The organism is Bacillus sp. FSL W8-0920, assembly GCF_038593215.1.
Taxonomy (GTDB): Bacteria; Bacillota; Bacilli; order Bacillales; family Bacillaceae; genus Bacillus; species Bacillus pumilus.
This window is the reverse complement of sequence record NZ_CP151974.1, coordinates 2,224,672-2,243,420: the sequence shown is the minus strand read 5'-3', so window position 1 is coordinate 2,243,420 and position 18,749 is coordinate 2,224,672. Positions and strand designations below refer to the sequence as shown.

The 18,749-nt window shown below is 42.3% G+C and carries 16 protein-coding genes; 14 read left to right on the top strand and 2 right to left on the bottom strand.

Translation table 11 applies throughout. From position 1 onward, the window contains the following. Window positions 1-20 precede the first annotated feature (20 nt). The 5 genes from recN (at window position 21) to NSS78_RS11225 (ending at window position 6,841) form a co-directional block, all read left to right on the top strand. Entirely contained in the window at window positions 21-1,757 is a 1,737-nt protein-coding gene (gene recN / locus NSS78_RS11245; protein ID WP_003215540.1) for a DNA repair protein RecN, read from the top strand. Window positions 1,758-1,955: 198 nt separating this feature from the next. Then, the gene (gene spoIVB, locus NSS78_RS11240) at window positions 1,956-3,233 is read left to right on the top strand and encodes a SpoIVB peptidase (RefSeq protein ID WP_212045925.1); all 1,278 of its coding nucleotides are present in this window, start codon (window positions 1,956-1,958) and stop codon (window positions 3,231-3,233) included. A gap of 285 nt (window positions 3,234-3,518) precedes the next feature. Continuing rightward, a complete protein-coding gene (gene spo0A, locus NSS78_RS11235) occupies window positions 3,519-4,322 on the top strand; it encodes a sporulation transcription factor Spo0A (protein WP_003215740.1) in 804 nt (267 codons plus the stop codon). Window positions 4,323-4,777: 455 nt separating this feature from the next. Continuing rightward, window positions 4,778-5,878, top strand: a complete 1,101-nt coding sequence (locus NSS78_RS11230) for a Rap family tetratricopeptide repeat protein (protein WP_212045926.1) — start codon at window positions 4,778-4,780, stop codon at window positions 5,876-5,878. Window positions 5,879-6,103: 225 nt separating this feature from the next. Continuing rightward, window positions 6,104-6,841 (top strand): glycerophosphodiester phosphodiesterase, encoded by a 738-nt coding sequence (locus NSS78_RS11225; protein ID WP_106029162.1) that lies wholly within the window; start codon window positions 6,104-6,106, stop codon window positions 6,839-6,841. Between the two features lie 34 nt (window positions 6,842-6,875). On the opposite strand, the gene NSS78_RS11220 is transcribed toward NSS78_RS11225, so the two are convergent. Beyond that, window positions 6,876-7,112, bottom strand: a complete 237-nt coding sequence (locus tag NSS78_RS11220; protein ID WP_050943781.1) for a DUF2627 domain-containing protein — start codon at window positions 7,110-7,112, stop codon at window positions 6,876-6,878. Between the two features lie 149 nt (window positions 7,113-7,261). On the opposite strand from NSS78_RS11220, the gene NSS78_RS11215 reads away from it, so the two are divergent. The 9 genes from NSS78_RS11215 to NSS78_RS11175 all read left to right on the top strand — a co-directional run bounded on the left by NSS78_RS11215 (window position 7,262) and on the right by NSS78_RS11175 (window position 17,683). Further along, window positions 7,262-9,334 carry a sigma-54-dependent Fis family transcriptional regulator gene (locus NSS78_RS11215; RefSeq protein WP_050943782.1) on the top strand — a complete coding sequence of 691 codons (2,073 nt, stop codon included), beginning with the start codon at window positions 7,262-7,264 and terminating at the stop codon, window positions 9,332-9,334. A 42-nt stretch (window positions 9,335-9,376) separates the two neighbouring features. After that, window positions 9,377-10,354: a phosphate butyryltransferase gene (gene yqiS, locus NSS78_RS11210; protein WP_223251154.1), complete on the top strand. Its 978-nt coding sequence runs from the start codon at window positions 9,377-9,379 to the stop codon at window positions 10,352-10,354. A 25-nt stretch (window positions 10,355-10,379) separates the two neighbouring features. Continuing rightward, a complete protein-coding gene (gene bcd / locus NSS78_RS11205) occupies window positions 10,380-11,474 on the top strand; it encodes a branched-chain amino acid dehydrogenase (protein WP_003215658.1) in 1,095 nt (364 codons plus the stop codon). A gap of 27 nt (window positions 11,475-11,501) precedes the next feature. Then, a complete protein-coding gene (gene buk, locus NSS78_RS11200; protein WP_095117839.1) occupies window positions 11,502-12,629 on the top strand; it encodes a butyrate kinase in 1,128 nt (375 codons plus the stop codon). Continuing rightward, window positions 12,619-14,043: a dihydrolipoyl dehydrogenase gene (lpdA, locus tag NSS78_RS11195; RefSeq protein WP_137054994.1), complete on the top strand. Its 1,425-nt coding sequence runs from the start codon at window positions 12,619-12,621 to the stop codon at window positions 14,041-14,043. The genes buk and lpdA overlap by 11 nt, the downstream gene beginning before the upstream one ends. A gap of 17 nt (window positions 14,044-14,060) precedes the next feature. After that, the gene (locus NSS78_RS11190; protein WP_050943786.1) at window positions 14,061-15,053 is read left to right on the top strand and encodes a thiamine pyrophosphate-dependent dehydrogenase E1 component subunit alpha; all 993 of its coding nucleotides are present in this window, start codon (window positions 14,061-14,063) and stop codon (window positions 15,051-15,053) included. A 12-nt stretch (window positions 15,054-15,065) separates the two neighbouring features. After that, entirely contained in the window at window positions 15,066-16,049 is a 984-nt protein-coding gene (locus NSS78_RS11185; protein WP_003215848.1) for an alpha-ketoacid dehydrogenase subunit beta, read from the top strand. Between the two features lie 18 nt (window positions 16,050-16,067). Next, the gene (locus NSS78_RS11180; protein ID WP_327839406.1) at window positions 16,068-17,324 is read left to right on the top strand and encodes a dihydrolipoamide acetyltransferase family protein; all 1,257 of its coding nucleotides are present in this window, start codon (window positions 16,068-16,070) and stop codon (window positions 17,322-17,324) included. 65 nt (window positions 17,325-17,389) lie between these two features. Next, the gene (locus NSS78_RS11175) at window positions 17,390-17,683 is read left to right on the top strand and encodes a YesK-like family protein (RefSeq protein ID WP_111911012.1); all 294 of its coding nucleotides are present in this window, start codon (window positions 17,390-17,392) and stop codon (window positions 17,681-17,683) included. A 15-nt stretch (window positions 17,684-17,698) separates the two neighbouring features. On the opposite strand, the gene NSS78_RS11170 is transcribed toward NSS78_RS11175, so the two are convergent. Next, window positions 17,699-18,592 (bottom strand): YegS/Rv2252/BmrU family lipid kinase, encoded by an 894-nt coding sequence (locus NSS78_RS11170; protein WP_050943789.1) that lies wholly within the window; start codon window positions 18,590-18,592, stop codon window positions 17,699-17,701. Between the last annotated feature and the right edge of the window lie 157 nt (window positions 18,593-18,749).

Sequence of the window (18,749 nt, the reverse complement as noted above, 5' to 3'; positions counted from 1 at the left end):
CAAAAAGAGGTGTCAAATGAGTGTTAGCAGAACTAACCATTAAAAACTTTGCAATCATTGAAGAGTTAACAGTTTCATTTGAAAAAGGACTCACAGTCCTAACAGGGGAAACAGGTGCAGGGAAATCCATCATGATTGATGCTGTCTCACTTCTTGTGGGAGGTAGAGGGTCGTCTGAATTTGTTCGTTATGGTGAGAAAAAGGCTGAGCTGGAGGGGCTTTTTCTTGTACCAGCAGCTGACCACCCTGTATTTGCTTTATGCGAAGAGCATGGAATTGACGCAACGGATGAAATGATGATTCTTCGCCGTGATATGAACAATAACGGGAAAAGCATATGCCGCATCAATGGCAAGCTCGTTACAATCTCACTTTTACGCGAAGTAGGACGCCTTTTGCTCGATATACATGGACAGCACGATAACCAGTTATTGATGGAGGATGAAAATCATCTGCATTTACTCGATCAATTTGGAGCAGAAGAAATTGCACCTGCTCTGTCACAATATCAAGAAGCATATGAGCAATATACAAAGACAGCCCAAAAACTAAAACAGCTCTCTGAGAATGAGCAGGAAATGGTGCACCGGTTAGATTTACTGCAATTTCAGCTAGAAGAGATTGAAGCGGCACAATTAGAGCCGGGAGAAGATGAGAAGCTTCAAGAAGAGCGCCATCAGATCAGCAACTACGAAAAAATCTTTTCCTCACTCCAAAACGCCTATAATGCCTTGCGCAATGAGCAGGGGGGACTTGATTGGGTTGGCATGTCATCGAGCGAGCTCGAGCAGGTTTCTGAGATCAACGACGATCTGAAAAAGCTATCAGAACAAGTGTCGAACTCTTACTATTTATTAGAGGATTCGACGTTCCAAATGCGAAGCATGCTGGATCAATTAGAGTTCGACCCAGCACGTCTTGATTTAATTGAGTCTAGGCTGAATGAAATGAAGCAGTTAAAACGAAAGTACGGGACAACGGTTGAGGAAATTTTGGAGTATGCGGCGAAGATTGAAGAAGAAATCGATCAAATTCAAAATCGAGACAGTCACCTGCAGACGCTTAAAAACAAACTGGATGCAATGAGCCGTGACGCCCTGCTTGAAGCACTTAACGTTTCGGAGCTTCGTAAAAAATGGGCCAAAAAGCTAGCGAAGCAAATTCAAACAGAACTAAAGGATTTGTATATGGAGAAGTCGACGTTTGATACATCCTTTTCCATTCGGTATGCGCCTTTTAGCAGCACGGATAATCCGCTGCTAGATGGAAAGCCCGTCCAGCTTGGAAAAAACGGAATCGACCAAGCTCAATTTGTGATTTCTACTAATCCTGGCGAACCGATGAAATCTTTATCAAAAGTTGCCTCGGGTGGAGAAATTTCACGTGTTATGCTCGCCGTGAAAAGTATCTTCTCGGCCAAACAAGAAGTCACTTCCATTATTTTCGATGAGGTCGATACGGGCGTAAGCGGCAGAGTTGCACAGGCGATTGCCGAAAAAATTTACAAAGTGGCGGCTGGCTCACAAGTGCTCTGCATTACGCACCTCCCGCAAGTAGCAGCAATGGCTGACACGCACCTCTTCATTTCTAAACGCTCTAAAGCAGGCAGAACACTGACAAGCGTCAAACCATTAAGTCATGAAGAAAAAGTGAGTGAAATTGGCAGGATGATTGCGGGTGTGGAAGTCACTGAACTGACAAAACAGCACGCAAAAGAATTGCTGCATCAAGCAAATGATGTCAAAACAACAGGGTAGCTGAAAAACCAGCTGCCTTTTTTATATTGTGTCAAAATCGCTGTATATACCCACGAAATCGTCTTTTTCTTTTATCAATTTATCCAATCATTTTCTATAGCTGCCGGTTATAAATCAAAGCGAAGAAGGCAAAAGTAAAGATGTAGCCAAAACATGAGTGTTCTGGTGTGGGTAAGGAGCGAGGAGAGTGAAAAATGAATGCCCGAAAAGATGAGAAAAGCCATTGGTGTAATTCTCCTTGTTTCTTTAATAAGTACAGGGTTTATGAGCATAGTGAAGGAATACATCAGCATTCCAACAAATGTTGCTGTATTTGAAAAACAGAAGCACTCAATTGACACATCAATAGAAGCGTCAGCCAATGCTTCTTCACAAGCCTTTAGTCTTTCAGAGAAAAAGAATCAGCTTGAAGTAACAGGACAAAAGGCGGGAAAAGCCGAAATTGTTTATGATTTTAAAGGATTTCCTATTAAGAAAACAAAAGTCGACGTTCTCCCTGAATTAAAAGTCGTTCCTGGAGGACAATCCATTGGCGTCAAGCTCCACTCTGTAGGAGTTCTCGTTGTAGGTTTTCATCAAATCACAACAGCAGACGGCAAAAAATCACCAGGCGAAGCCGCAGGCATTCAATCAGGGGATATGATCATTGAAATCAATGGTCAAAAGATGGAGAAAATGAATGACCTCACCCCCTTTATCCAGAAAGCAGGGAAAACAGGTGAAACGCTTCGTTTACTCTTAAAAAGAGACCATAAAACTTTTCAAACAACATTAACACCCGCAAAAGATGCAAGTGAAGGCACCTATCGAATTGGTCTTTACATTCGAGATTCCGCAGCAGGAATCGGCACGATGACCTTCTTTGAACCATCTTCTAAAAAATATGGTGCCCTAGGGCATGTCATTTCTGACATGGATACAAAAAAACCAATTGTTGTCGACAATGGTGAAATTGTCAGATCAACCGTAACATCGATTGAAAAAGGCACAGGAGGCAATCCTGGAGAAAAATTGGCAAGATTCTCTTCCGAACGAAAAACGATAGGGGATATATCCCGCAACAGCCCATTTGGTATCTTTGGTACGTTAACCGAAAAGCTTGAAAATCATGTATCAGATAAACCGCTTCCAGTCGCTTTATCAAATGAAGTAAAAGAAGGTCCAGCAGAAATTTTAACCGTTGTGGATCATGATAAAGTGGAGAAGTTTGATATTAAAATCGTCAGCACGACTCCGCAGAAATTCCCGGCAACAAAAGGGATGGTATTGAAGGTAACAGATGAGCGTCTTTTAAGTAAAACGGGCGGTATCGTCCAAGGTATGAGCGGAAGCCCTATCATCCAAAACGGAAAAGTCATCGGGGCAGTCACACACGTTTTCGTCAATGACCCGACAAGTGGCTACGGCGTACACATTGAATGGATGTTGTCAGAAGCAGGCATCGATCTTTATCAAAAAAACAAAAAAGCAAGCTGATCATCAAACTGCCGCGAATCTTCCGGCAGTTTTTTTCTTCCCTTTCTTTCTCTGCCATCATGTTATAAAATAAGGAAAAAGAGATTTTTCGACAAAATGGAAAATGGTATGTTGTCAAATTGCAATAATCGTCGATTCGTTAAGAAAAACGTAGAAAAAGCTAGATAATGCTCTATTATTCGGAAAATTAAAGTTTTTTAAAGGGGATAGCATGCTTTTGTCGAATTGAACACTCAGAAGAGAAATGCAAAAGACTAAAGGAATCGACATTGGGGAGGAAAGAACGTGGAGAAAATTAAAGTGTGTGTAGCTGATGACAATCGAGAGCTTGTTGGCCTTTTGACAGAGTATATTGAGGGACAGGAAGATATGGAAGTACTTGGCGTGGCGTATAATGGTCAGGAATGTCTAACATTATTTAAAGATAAAGAGCCCGACGTTCTCCTCTTAGATATTATCATGCCTCATTTAGACGGTCTTGCTGTACTGGAACGCCTCCGTGAAAACAATGACATGACCAAACAGCCAAGTGTGATTATGCTAACGGCGTTTGGACAAGAAGATGTCACGAAAAAAGCAGTTGATCTAGGCGCATCTTATTTCATCTTAAAGCCATTTGATATGGAAAACCTAGTCGGTCATATTCGTCAAGTCAGTGGAAACGGCACACAAGTCACCCATCGATCTTCATCTATCCAAAACAGTGTCCTTCGAAACAAACCTGAACCGAAACGCAGAAACTTAGATGCGAGCATTACAACGATTATTCATGAGATTGGCGTCCCGGCTCATATTAAAGGTTACTTATACTTAAGAGAAGCCATTTCGATGGTGTACAATGACATCGAGCTTCTCGGAAGCATCACAAAAGTGTTGTATCCAGACATCGCGAAGAAATTTAACACGACCGCGAGCAGAGTAGAACGAGCGATTCGTCATGCGATTGAAGTGGCTTGGAGCAGAGGAAACATTGATTCCATTTCCTCACTCTTTGGTTATACAGTCAGCATGTCTAAAGCAAAACCAACCAATTCTGAATTTATCGCAATGGTGGCTGATCGTCTGCGCTTAGAGCATAGAGCAAGCTAGTTCATTTTCATAAAAAAACGTTTCTTCAAAGAGACGTTTTTTTATTTTGAAAAATATTGTCAAAAATTGGTTGTATTGATACAATCATCTTATTGTCTCATTTAAACAACTCAGCTTGATTTATTTTCAGAATAAAATGAACAATAAAGCATGAAAGAAATGGGTATGACATAAATTAGTGGTAATCAGCTACGCCAATCAATTGTTTGGTCTTCAAAATAGAAGAAAGAAACGCTCATTCTAAGAAAAAGGATGAGAGGAAAAGGTCTGATGGATTTGGTAAATAAAGCAAATGAGATCGAAAGTTCTATTTCTATTGACCTGATTGGTTGGCGTTTTAAAGTCACTGGCTTCTTAGAGATTGTGCCATTTGAACTGAATATTCCCATTGTCGAATTTAATAATTTTCACATTCTTTTACTATGCTATAATAATGAAAAGAAGAGGGTGAGGTTATGGGAAAGCTGAAAATCCACTCTGCTGAGGTAGCGAACGAAATTAGCAAGTGGACGAGGGTCATTTCTCAAAATGACCTAGAAAAATCTGCTATCTATAAAGAGAAAATTCAGAATTTGCTAAAAAATACAGACGAAGACCGCGAAGTTCTCCTGTATTATCAGCTTGTGAATGGCCGACATGAAATGTTACTTGGAAATATTGAAAAAGCCAATCACATTATGAAGAGTGTCGGAACGCTCGATGAGAAAGCAGATGACATTATTAATTTTTATTTTTACTTTTACAAAGGCCAATATGCTGCATATGTGAAAAAGTATGATGAAGCCATCAGCTTTTACAAAATTGCAGAACAGCGTCTAAAACGTGTGAATGAGGACCTTGAAGTAGGGACTTTTCATCATAAGGTTGCTTCAATCTATTACGAACTGAAACAAAATTTCATATCCATTAATCATATTAAAAAAGCCATCGATACGTTCAAAGCGCATGAAGAATATACAGCGCAGGCGATTGACAGCTTGATTTTACATGCAAGTAATTGTATCGATTTGATCCAATTTGACGAAGCGGAGGAAAAATACCAAGAAGCACTTGAGAAAAGTAAACGCATTAACAATGAAGTGCTGATTGGGAAATGCTATCATAATTTAGCCGTTCTTTATTATGCGAAGCATGATTACGAAAAAAGCGCACAATATGCCAAAAAAGGGATGGGCATTCAAATTCACCGTGACAATAGCCATTATTACATCCAATCTTTATACGTTCTGGCAAATGCCTTGGTTCATCTAGGAGATCAAGTGGCGAAAGAATATATTAAAGAGGGCATTCAGTATAGCTGCGATATCCAAAATAATGAATATATAGTAAAATTTGAAATTTTAGATTTAATGTGCGAAAATAGTGGAGCAGCAGACGTATTCTCTGAAAAATTAGACTACATAGAAAAAAATAGATTATATGTGGAGCTTGAGGATTTGTCTGAACAAATATCGAAATACTTCAAGGAACGAAATGACTATCAAAACGCCATTCGTTTTCTTGAAAAGAAATTCGATGCACAAATACTTCAAAAGAAAGTGGAGGTTATCTTATGAAAAAGTTGTTGTTAGGTTTAACCGTCGTTACAGCAGTCGCAGTTGTTTCTTCCCTTTTTGCTCTTGACGCAGAGACGACAGAGCAAGCCATCAGAGCGATTACGTGATCGAATTTATACAGAACCTCTTCGTACGAATCAGAAGAGGTTTTTTTATGTGCTTAAACTGGAAAAACGAAAAGAGACACGTCATAATGAAAGGAAGCATCATACTTAGAGGTGACCTATGACGAAAATTTTTGCACACAGAGGTTTTAAAGGAATCTACCCTGAAAATACCATGATAGCCTTTGAGCATGCACTCCATTCTGGAGCTGACGGAATTGAGCTGGATGTTCAGCTGACGAAAGATGGCAGGCTTGCTGTCATTCACGATGAGAAGCTGAACAGAACAACGAATATGAAAGGCTTAGTGAAAGACTATACATATGAAGAGTTAAAAGCAGGAGATGCGAGTCATTCTTTTTATGAAGAAACCGGTGCTGTATCCATTCCTCTTTTGGAGGAAGTATTGGAGCTCGTGACGCAGCAATCATCACTCATCATCAATATTGAACTGAAAAACTCTATTTATCGATATCCAGGTATTGAAGAGAAGGTAAAGGAGCAAATTGAACACTTTCAAATAGAAGATCGTGTACTTGTCTCATCGTTTCATCACGGCAGTTTAGCTCTTTTTCACAAGCTGATGCCGCATGTTGAGCTTGCTGTTCTCACGATGGATGTCATTCATCAGCCAGAGATGTATATAAAAACAGTACCTGCAAGAGGTTATCACCCGAATATAAAGGGCGCAGGGGTAACAAAAGAAGTCGTATCGGCTCTCCATGCCGCCCAGCAAGTGATCAGACCATTTACAGTAAACAGTGAAAAGCAAATGAAAAACATGTTTTCCTTAAGTGTCGACGGAATTTTCACTGATTTCCCTGATAGAGCCGTCAAAATAAGAGAAGAAATGAAATAAAGACCTGCGATCAATAGCGGGTCTTTTTTCATGTTTATCTCTGTTTAAAGCGGGTGGTCACTTTATTTCGTTTGCGGTCTCTATATAAAATAAAGCCAGCGACTACGTAAAGACCTCCTCCTAAAAAAAACAACCCTGCAATTCCTTGCAGCCATAAAAATGGAAATGGTGCAATGATGATACCGAAAACAGTGTCACGCAAAAGCTTAATCCCAAGTGCAGCAAGCGCCCCAGGTATTAAAATAATCACTAATGCAAGTATTCTCCCCATCAAATGTCCCCTTAAACGTCATTTACTTCCATTGTCTAATTCAAAAAATATTTTGTCAAGAAAGGAAAACGTGGTAATATAAGAGTTGTGCAATTTTTTGCAACGGAAAAATATGGTGTGCAAATTTTTTCATATAAAGGGGTAACGGGATGCAGAGAGTCTTGATTGTCGGTGCAGGACAGGGTGGATCAGCTTTGCTTGAAACATTGCTGAAAACAAATATGATTCAAATCGTTGCAATCGCCGACCTTGATCTTGAGGCACCGGGGATGGTAGAAGCGAAAAAGAATGGAATTGATACGACAACGGATTGGAAAGAATACATAAAAGATGACATTGATATCATCATTGAAACAACGGGCAGTTCAGCTGTGCTGAAAGAACTGATGGAAGAAAAAGCAGAGCAGTCTGTCATTGTTCCAAGTTCGATGGCATACGTCATATCAGAATTAATGTCAGAAAAGCATCAGCTTATACAAATATTAAAGGAACAAACCTATAAACATGACCGCATTTTTAATGCAACGAACGATGGCATGATTTTTATTAATATGGATGAAGAAGTCGTTCTGTTTAATCGATCGGCTGCCAAAATGGTTGGACGTTCGCAAAAAGATGCGATTGGCCGGCACATACGTGAAGTGATCCCGAATACAAAACTCCCCGATATTTTAAGATCGAGGGAGCCAGAATTTCATCAAAAACAATTTCTGAATCAGCAAATACAAATTGTCACAACGCGTTTACCGATTATTGATGACGCAGGAAGAATGCTAGGCGCTCTATCCATTTTTAAAGATATTACAGATGCAGTGGAGCTTGCGGAAGAAGTCACAAACCTGAAAGAAGTGCGCACAATGCTTGAGGCCATCATTCAATCATCAGATGAAGCGATATCCGTCGTAGATGAGCAAGGGAAAGGAATTTTAATCAACCGAGCTTACACGAAAATGACGGGGTTAACAGACAAAGAGGTTGTGGGCAAACCAGCAGGTGCGGATATTTCTGAAGGGGAAAGCATGCATTTGAAGGTGCTTGAAACAAGAAGGCCGGTTCGAGGCGTCAGAATGAAAGTCGGACCTAATAAGAAGGATGTGATCGTCAACGTAGCGCCAGTGATCGTTGATGGTATTTTAAAAGGCAGCGTCGGCGTCATTCATGATGTATCAGAAATTCAATCACTCACGAATGAATTAAATAAAGCAAGACAGCTCATCCGGACACTTGAAGCAAAGTACACTTTTGAAGACATTATTGGAGAAAGTGAGCAAATGCTTGTGGCGCTTGAGCAGGCAAAGCTAGGGGCTAAAACCCCAGCCACCATTTTACTTAGGGGAGAATCAGGTACTGGGAAAGAGCTATTTGCACACGCTATACACAATGAAAGTGACCGGAAATATAATCGCTTTGTAAGAGTCAACTGTGCTGCCTTATCAGAAACTCTTTTAGAGTCAGAGCTTTTTGGCTATGAGGAAGGCGCATTTTCTGGTGCGAGGCGCGGCGGGAAGAAAGGGCTGTTTGAAGAAGCGAATCACGGCAGCATCTTTTTAGATGAAATTGGTGAAATGACGCCAAGTACACAAGCGAAATTATTACGCGTGATGCAGGAGAAAGAAATTGTTAGAGTAGGCGGAACAAAAGCGATACCAGTTGATGTGCGTGTGATTACCGCAACAAATGTCAATATTGAAAAAGCGATGGCAGAAGGGAAGTTCAGAGAGGACTTATATTATCGGATGAACAGATATCCGATTTCGATTCCGCCACTAAGGCAGCGACTTGAAGATATTGACTCCTTAAGTAAACGCCTTATTCAGAAAATCAATTTAGACTATGGTCGAAATGTGAGCGGCTTAACGGAAGGGGCGCTCGATAGACTTCGATCCTACAGCTGGCCTGGGAACGTAAGAGAACTGGAAAATGTCCTTGGACGAGCCATGATCTTTTTGAATCCGCAAGAAGAATGGATCGATGAAGATCATATTTCCTTCATGGAATCAGAAGAGCAGGAAGAAAAAGAGCAGCAGGAACTGGCTGTCAGTCAATTTGAGGGAGAGACCCTTTCGGATGCTGTTGAAGCGTTTGAAGCGCAGCTCATTAAACAAACCCTTGAAAAGCATCAATTCAACCGCACGAAAACAGCGAAAACGTTAGGGATTAGCATTCGGAATCTTTACTATAAAATGGATAAATATCAACTTGCAAAAGATAGCATGCAATAAAATGCACGTTACCTGCAAAAAGCTGCATGTATTTCATGCGAAATGCCTTATTTCGCTGCGTTTCAAGCTGGCATAGAACTTGCATATAAAAACCATGAACCCGAGCATAAGGAAAGGTGGGCATATATGAAGCTTGACGATCTGATTATGAAAGCCGCCCAGTTGCAGAATAAAACTGCTGCTGTGGCTCATGCAGAAGACGAAGAAGTGCTTCATGCCATCAAGATGGCAATTGAACGAAAGGTCGCTCGCTTCCTGCTGGTTGGGAACAAGCGCAACCTGAAGGAGCTGGTGAAACAGCATGAGATCAATGAAGACTGGATAGATATTATTCATTCGGATTCTCCTGAAGAATCAGCCAAAATTGCCGTGCAGGCAGTGAGTGAGAAGCATGCAGATATATTGATGAAGGGGCATGTCACGACAGCCGTTCTATTAAAAGCGGTGCTGAATAAAGAGTACGGGCTGCGGACGGCGAGTGTACTATCACATGTCGCGGCATTCGAGGTGCCGGGCTTTGATCGGTTTATTTATGTCACAGATTCTGGGATGAACATCGCGCCCGATTTAAACATGTTCAAAGAGATTACGATCAATGCTGTTCAAGTAGCGCAAGCTGTCGGAAATGACATGCCAAAGGTGGCCGTGTTATCTGCGGTAGAGGTCGTGAACCCGGCAATGGATTCCACTTTGACAGCGGCAAGCCTGGCGCAAATGAATAAGCGAGGTCAAATTTCTGGCTGCCTCATTGACGGGCCTCTGGCATTAGACAATGCCATTTCTCAAACAGCAGCTTCTCATAAAAATATTACGAGTGATGTCGCCGGTCATGCAGATATTTTGCTTGTGCCAACGATTGAAGCAGGGAACATTCTTTATAAATCTCTCATCTACTTTGCACATGCAAAGGTGGGAGCTGTGGTGGCAGGAGCGAAGGCACCGATTGCTTTAACAAGCCGGTCGGATACAGCCGAAAGTAAGCTTTATTCAATTGCACTTGCCATCTGTACATCAAATTAAGCGAAAGTTATAGGAGGAATAAACAATGGAACTTTTTAAATATATGGAACGATACGATTATGAGCAGCTTGTATTTTGTCAGGATGAACAATCTGGCTTAAAAGCGATTATTGCCATTCATGATACAACACTTGGCCCAGCACTAGGCGGGACAAGAATGTGGACGTATGAAAACGAAGAAGCAGCAATCGAAGATGCACTTCGTCTAGCAAGAGGCATGACTTATAAAAACGCAGCAGCAGGCCTGAATCTTGGCGGCGGGAAAACAGTCATCATCGGTGACCCGAGAAAAGATAAAAATGAAGAAATGTTCCGTGCGTTTGGACGCTACATACAAGGATTAAATGGCCGCTATATCACAGCGGAGGATGTCGGTACAACGGTAGAAGACATGGATCTGATTCATGAAGAAACAGACTTTGTGACAGGTATTTCTCCTGCATTTGGTTCATCCGGAAACCCGTCTCCTGTTACGGCTTACGGTGTATATAAAGGGATGAAAGCTGCTGCCAAAGCTGCATTTGGAACCGACTCACTAGAAGGAAAAACGATTGCAGTCCAAGGTGTTGGGAATGTCGCCTACAATTTGTGTAAACATCTGCACGAAGAAGGCGCACAGCTAATTGTCACAGATATCAACAAAGACTCTGTAAAACGAGCTGTAGAAGACTTTGGCGCAAAAGCTGTAGACCCTGACGATATTTATGATCAAGCATGTGATATTTATGCCCCTTGTGCACTTGGTGCAACGATTAATGATGTAACGATTCCTAAGCTGAAAGCAAAGGTCATCGCAGGTGCAGCGAATAACCAGCTGAGAGAAACGCATCACGGCGATCTGATTCATGAAATGGGTATTGTGTATGCACCTGATTATGTGATCAATGCAGGCGGTGTGATTAACGTTGCTGATGAGCTTTATGGCTATAATGCAGATCGTGCGATGAAAAAGGTAGAAGGTATTTACCAAAATATTGAACGCGTGATTGAAATTTCAAACCGTGATGCCATTCCAACTTATAAAGCGGCAGACCGATTGGCGGAGGAGCGAATTGAAAGAATGCGCAAATCAAGAAGTCAATTCCTGCAAAATGGCCAACATATTTTAAGTCGTCGCTAATTTGAAGAATGAGTTGAAACGGAGGTTTTGTTTTTGCTGACAAAAGAATGGCGTATTCTCACAATTAATCCTGGCTCTACTTCAACAAAAATTGGTGTGTTTCACAATGAACGATCTATTTTTGAAACGACACTCAGACATACAGATGAGGAATTAAAGCAGTTTCCTCATATCATTGATCAGTTTTCATTTCGTCAAGAAACAATCCTGAAGACGCTGCATGAACAAGGAATGAACATCTCAAAGTTTGATGCAGTTTGTGCGCGCGGCGGTCTTCTTCGTCCGATTGAAGGTGGCACATATGAAGTCAATGAGCAAATGGTGCAAGACTTGAAAGAAGGATATGCTGGCCAGCATGCATCAAATCTGGGCGGTATCATTGCACGAGAAATTGCACTTGGTTTGAACATCCCAGCTTTTATTGTCGATCCAGTTGTAGTGGATGAGCTAAAGCCAATTGCTCGTATTTCAGGGCTGCCAACGATTGAAAGAAAAAGCATCTTCCATGCATTAAATCAAAAAGCAGTCGCAAGAAAAACAGCTGCATCCTTTGGGAAGCGCTATGAAGATTTGAACATGATTATTACACATATGGGCGGCGGCATCACCATTGGTGTCCATGAAAAAGGTAAAGTCATTGATGTCAATAACGGATTGCATGGCGAAGGACCTTTTAGCCCAGAGCGAGCGGGGACCCTGCCAACAGGTGACCTCGTCAATCTTTGCTTTTCTGGTCAGTACAGCCAAGAGGAAATGCTGAAACGCATTATTGGTGAAGGTGGTCTTGCGGGCTACCTTGGTACGACAGATGCTGTGAAAGTTGAGCGCATGATTGAAGCAGGCGATGAACGGGCGGCGCTGATTTATGAAGCGATGTGCTATCAAATTGCCAAGGAAATCGGTGCGGCTAGTGCTGTCTTAAAAGGCGCAGTTGACGTTATTGTGTTAACAGGCGGACTTGCGTACAGCAAACAAATTACATCAAGTATTAGAGGTCACATTGACTGGATTTCAGATGTTGTCGTGTATCCAGGCGAAAATGAACTGCAATCCTTAGCAGAAGGTGCACTTCGTATTTTAAAAGAAGAAGAATCTCCGAAAGAATACCCAAATGATCAACGGATGAAGAAAGGAGTGACTAGTCATGGCAACTGAATATGACCTCGTCATTCTTGGTGGGGGCACAGGCGGCTATGTAGCGGCCATTCGTGCCTCACAGCTTGGATTGAAAACAGCAGTTGTAGAAAAAGAAAAGCTTGGCGGAACATGTCTGCATAAAGGATGCATTCCGTCTAAAGCGCTGCTTAGAAGTGCTGAAGTCTATCAAACCGTCCAACGTGCTGCTGATTTTGGCGTTGAGGCAAATGGCATCGCCTTGCAGTTTGCCAATGTACAGAAAAGAAAAGCAGAGATTGTAGAGAAACTAGCAGGCGGCGTCAAACATTTAATGAAACAAGGGAAAATTGATGTTTATGAAGGGATCGGCCGTATTCTTGGCCCATCTATCTTTTCGCCAATGCCAGGAACCATCTCCGTAGAAATGGCAAATGGAGATGAAAATGAAATGCTTATTCCAAAGCAGGTCATCATTGCGACAGGTTCAAGACCGCGTGTGCTGCCTGGACTTGAAGCAGATGGGACGCATATTCTTACATCAGATGATGCACTTGAACTGCCAGAGCTTCCGCAGTCGATGCTCATTGTCGGCGGCGGGGTGATCGGAATCGAGTGGGCTTCCATGCTCAATGATTTCGGTGTGAAAGTGACTGTGATTGAATTTGCAGACCGCATATTGCCAACAGAGGATCATGACATTTCTAAAGAAATGGAAAAGCTTTTATCTAAAAAAGGCATCACCTTTGTGACAAATGCGAAAGTACTGCCAGATACCGTTAAAAAGCTGGAGAATCTCGTGACGATTCAAGCAGAAAAGGATGGAGACATTCAGACGTTTGAAGCGGAAAAACTTCTTCTATCAGTCGGCAGAGTACCAAATATTGAAGGCATTGGTCTTGAAAACACGGAGATCCAAACAGAAAAACAAGGCATTGTCGTGAATGAACATTATCAAACGAAAGAATCGCATATTTATGCAATAGGAGATGTCATTGGTGGGCTTCAGCTGGCACATGTGGCTTCACACGAAGGCATGATTGCAGTGGAGCATATGGCTGGTCAAGATCCAAAGCCGCTCGATGAAACACTCGTTTCTAAATGTGTTTACTCTCACCCGGAAACCGCGAGTGTTGGACTCACTGAACAGGCGGCAAAAGAGCAAGGCTTCGAGGTCAAAATGGGGAAATTCCCATTTATGGCGATCGGAAAAGCACTTGTGTACGGGGAGTCAGATGGATTCGTCAAAATCATTGCTGATCAAAAGACAGATGATATTTTAGGGATTCATATGATTGGTCCTCATGTCACAGATATGATATCTGAAGCTGGATTAGCCAAAGTACTTGATGCAACGCCGTGGGAAGTCGGGCAAACAATTCACCCGCACCCAACCTTATCAGAGGCGATTGGCGAGGCTGCCCTTGCTGTTGACGGGAAAGCGATCCATTTTTAATCAAGGAGGGAAATAAGATGAGTAACATGCGTCATCATGAATTAGGATTATCTGATGAACAAGCAATTGATATATATAGAACAATGCTTCTAGCAAGAAAAATTGATGAACGGATGTGGCTTTTAAACCGTTCAGGTAAAATTCCATTCGTCATTTCTTGTCAAGGGCAGGAAGCGCAGCAAGTCGGTGCTGCTTTCGCTCTCAATAGAGAAGAGGATTACGTCTTGCCTTACTACCGTGATATGGGTGTTGTCCTCGCATTTGGAATGACAGCAAAAGATTTAATGATGTCAGGTTTCGCAAAACAAGACGATCCAAACTCTGGCGGAAGACAGATGCCAGGGCATTTTGGACAGAAATCAAATCGAATTGTGACAGGATCTTCACCTGTTACAACGCAGGTTCCTCATGCAGTAGGGATTGCACTTGCTGGACGACTAGATCAGAAAAACTTTGTCAGCTTTGTCACGTTCGGTGAGGGCTCTTCAAACCAAGGTGATTTCCACGAAGGTGCTAACTTCGCTGCTGTGCATAAGCTGCCTGTTATTTTCATGTGTGAAAACAATAAGTACGCGATTTCTGTGCCGTATGACAAACAAGTAGCATGTGAACGCATTTCAGATCGTGCGATTGGGTACGGAATGCCTGGCGTAACCGTTGATGGCAATGATCCGCTTGAAGTATATGCCGCTGTCAAAGAAGCGAGAGACCGTGCAGCAAGAGGCGAAGGACCAACGTTGATAGAAACGATCTCTTACCGTTTAACTGCGCATTCAAGTGATGACGATGATTCAAGCTATCGAGAAAAAGAAGAAGTGCTCGAAGCGAGAAAGAAAGATCCGCTCATCCAATATGAAACGTATTTAACCGAAGGAAACGTCATGACTTCAGAAATGAAAGAAGAGATGACAAAAGAAATCATGCAAATCGTAAACGAAGCCACTGATGAAGCGGAAAACGCTGCTTATGCTGATGCTGAAAGCGCACTTCGTTACGTGTATGCGGAGTAAGGGGGAAGAAAAATGCCTGTTATGTCATATATAGACGCCATTACACTGGCGATGAAAGAAGAAATGGAGCGAGATCCGAAAGTGTTTGTGCTCGGAGAGGATGTCGGGAAAAAGGGCGGCGTATTTAAAGCGACAGCGGGTCTCTATGAGCAATTCGGAGAAGCGCGCGTCATGGATACACCTCTTGCAGAATCAGCTATTGCTGGTGTAGGGATTGGAGCAGCGATGTATGGAATGCGCCCAATTGCTGAGATGCAATTTGCGGATTTTATCATGCCTGCTATTAACCAAATCATTTCAGAGGCTGCGAAAATTAGATACCGCTCAAATAACGATTGGAGCTGTCCAATGGTCATCCGCGCACCTTATGGGGGCGGAGTTCACGGGGCGCTTTATCATTCACAATCAGTTGAAGCGATTTTTGCCAACCAGCCTGGTTTGAAGATTGTCATGCCTTCTACGCCTTATGATGTAAAAGGTCTTTTAAAAGCTGCGGTGCGTGATCCAGATCCTGTATTGTTCTTTGAACACAAACGTGCCTACCGTCTCATTAAAGGAGAAGTACCTGAAGAGGATTACACACTCCCTATTGGAAAAGCAGATGTGAAACGTGAAGGCGATGATATCACGGTCATTACATATGGCCTCTGCGTCCATTTTGCGTTGCAAGCAGCAGACCGCCTTGCAAAAGATGGCATTTCTGCGCATATTCTCGATTTGAGAACAGTGTACCCGCTTGATCAGGAAGCCATTATTGAAGCGGCATCAAAAACAGGCAAAGTGCTTCTTTTAACGGAAGATACAAAAGAGGGCAGCATCATGAGTGAGGTAGCGGCGATCATATCAGAGCATTGCTTATTTGATTTAGACGCACCAATCAAACGTCTAGCCGGACCAGAAATCCCGGCAATGCCTTATGCACCGACGATGGAAAAATTCTTCATGGTCAACCCAGATAAGGTTGAAGCTGAAATGAGAGAGCTAGCGGCGTTTTAAGAAAGAGGAGGGTTTCAAGTGGCAATTGAACAAATGAAAATGCCTCAGTTAGGTGAAAGTGTAACAGAAGGAACCATCAGCAAATGGCTCGTTTCACCTGGCGATCATGTGAATAAATACGATCCTATTGCGGAAGTTATGACGGATAAAGTGAACGCAGAAGTCCCGTCATCTTTTACAGGAACGATTACCAAGCTATCGGCTGAAGAAGGCGATACACTGCAAGTAGGAGAAGTGTTCTGTGAAATTGAAGTAGAAGGTAGCTCACAGCAGAGTGCGAAAGAAGAAACGGCACCTGAGCAAAGTGAAGCACCTGAAGCAGATCAAACAAAAGAGAATCAAAGTCAAAAGAAACGCTACTCTCCAGCAGTCCTTCGGTTAGCAGATGAGCACAGCATTGATTTAGCGGCAGTGCAAGGAACGGGAGCAGGCGGACGAATCACAAGAAAAGATTTACTTCAGCTCATTGAAAACGGCGGCATGCAAGAGAAGACAGCACCTGGCAATGAACAGGCGGTCAAGCCAGAGCCTGTGCAGCCATCAAAACCAAAAGCGGCGCCTTCCATCTCTACAATGCCTGGTGATGTTGAAGTGCCAGTCACGCCAATCAGACAGGCGATTGCGGCAAATATGCTGAGAAGCAAACATGAAATTCCGCATGCATGGACGATGATGGAAGTTGATGTGACAAACCTTGTGACTAGAAGAAATCAGCTCAAGGACCAATTTAAAGCAAAAGAAGGCTTTAATTTGACGTTCTTTGCGTTCTTTGTCAAAGCAGTGGCTCAGGGCTTAAAGGAATTCCCAGAAATGAACAGCATGTGGGCTGGAGATAAAATTGTGCAAAAGAAAGCGATCAATGTCTCGATTGCTGTTGCGACTGATGACGCTCTTTTTGTTCCAGTGATTAAGGATGCAGATGAAAAAACGATTAAAGGCATCGCCAAGGAAATTCATGAGCTTGCTTCCAAGGTGAGACAAGGTACGCTGAAGCAAAGTGACATGGAAGGCGGCACCTTTACTGTAAACAACACGGGATCATTTGGTTCTGTACAATCTATGGGAATCATCAATTATCCGCAAGCGGCGATTTTACAAGTAGAATCGATCGTGAAGCGTCCGGTGATTGTAAATGGTATGATTGCAGCAAGAGACATGGTCAACCTTTGTCTCTCATTAGATCACAGAGTTCTTGATGGTCTTGTATGCGGCAGATTCCTTCAACGGATTAAACAAATCCTTGAAGGCATTGATGAGCAAACATCTGTTTACTAAAACAAGAATGTCCCCCTCCCGCTAAGGAGAGGGGGATTTCCACATGATGAGAAAGGAGCGATGGTATGTCTGGACTAGACTTTTTTGCGTTTTTAACGATTGGACTCATGTTTATCACGGCAATTGCGTTTGCTTTTCTTCGATATATTTCTAAATCACGCAATCATCCTGAAAGATTACTACTGATCATATCAATCGTTTCAATGATTCAAGTTTTGTATTGCTTGCTGATTGTCGGTGGATTTAAAGGAGCAGCGAATAGCCTCTTAGGAATTTCTCTTCTTGCCGGGACGCTGCTTGGCTATGCACTTGAATATTTATACAGACGCTATATCAAAAAAACGCCCGAAAAAGAATGATCTCGGGCGTTTTCTTTATTCTGCTGGAACAATAAAGGTCAAATGTTGTTTTAACACTTCTAAAAAAGCAGGGGCTGTCATGTACACTTCGCCATCTGTATCAGCATCCATTTCCTCTTTTGTGTGAATCTGAATATTGGATGCTTGAATGAGAGACAGATCGCCGGTGAAATCCTCCAGCTCTTCCCGGTTCATAGAAAAGATTTCTTTTAGAGCAGAGAAGCTCGTATTTCTGCAAATTAAGATTTCTGCTTTCCCATCATCAATCGCTGCACTCGGCAAATCAATTTTATTTGTCCCGATGAAATGTCCATTCATGACAAGAACGATGACAGCGTCCTCTTCCCAGCTTTCCTCCTCTGTTTCAATTCGTACGTGAAAAGGATCTGTTTGCTGTAAGGTGCGCAAGGCACTTGTGAAGTAGCTAATTTTACCGAGTACGGCTTTTTCCTTGTCATTAATATTGTTGGATGTGTCTGCAATCAGCCCGATGCCCCAAAAGTTTAACAAGTATCGATCTCCTGCTTTGATTAAGTCGACCTTTTTTTCTACGCCGTCTACAATCATTTGAGCGGCTTTCTGCATTTGTTGCGGAATACCAAGCGTTCTAGAAAAGTCATTGCATGTCCCGCCTGGTAAAATCGCTACAGCTGGCCTTTTTTCTAAACCACCGATGCCATTCATACATTCATGCACAGTTCCATCTCCACCTAATATGATAAGCAATTCTATCGTCTCATCAATTGTACGACAGAATTCATAAGCATCATTTGCCTGCTTTGTTGGTTTAAGAATGAGTTCATCAATATGTAGAGAAAGAAGAGGTACTGTTTGTCCGAGAACTTTTTCCATGTTTTTTTGTCCAGCATTTCCATTATAAATGAGCATCGCTTTTTTGAATTGTGCCATCACGCAGTTCTCCCTTTCATCTCTTTATCATCACTTTTCCCCAATTTCGCGGCGTATAAACGATGTTCAGAAAAAGTGGGGAATGAGAAGACAACACATTTGCCCGCAGGCGTTTTCCTTGATATGATGTTGTTAAAATGGTTTTGGCATGCTAAAG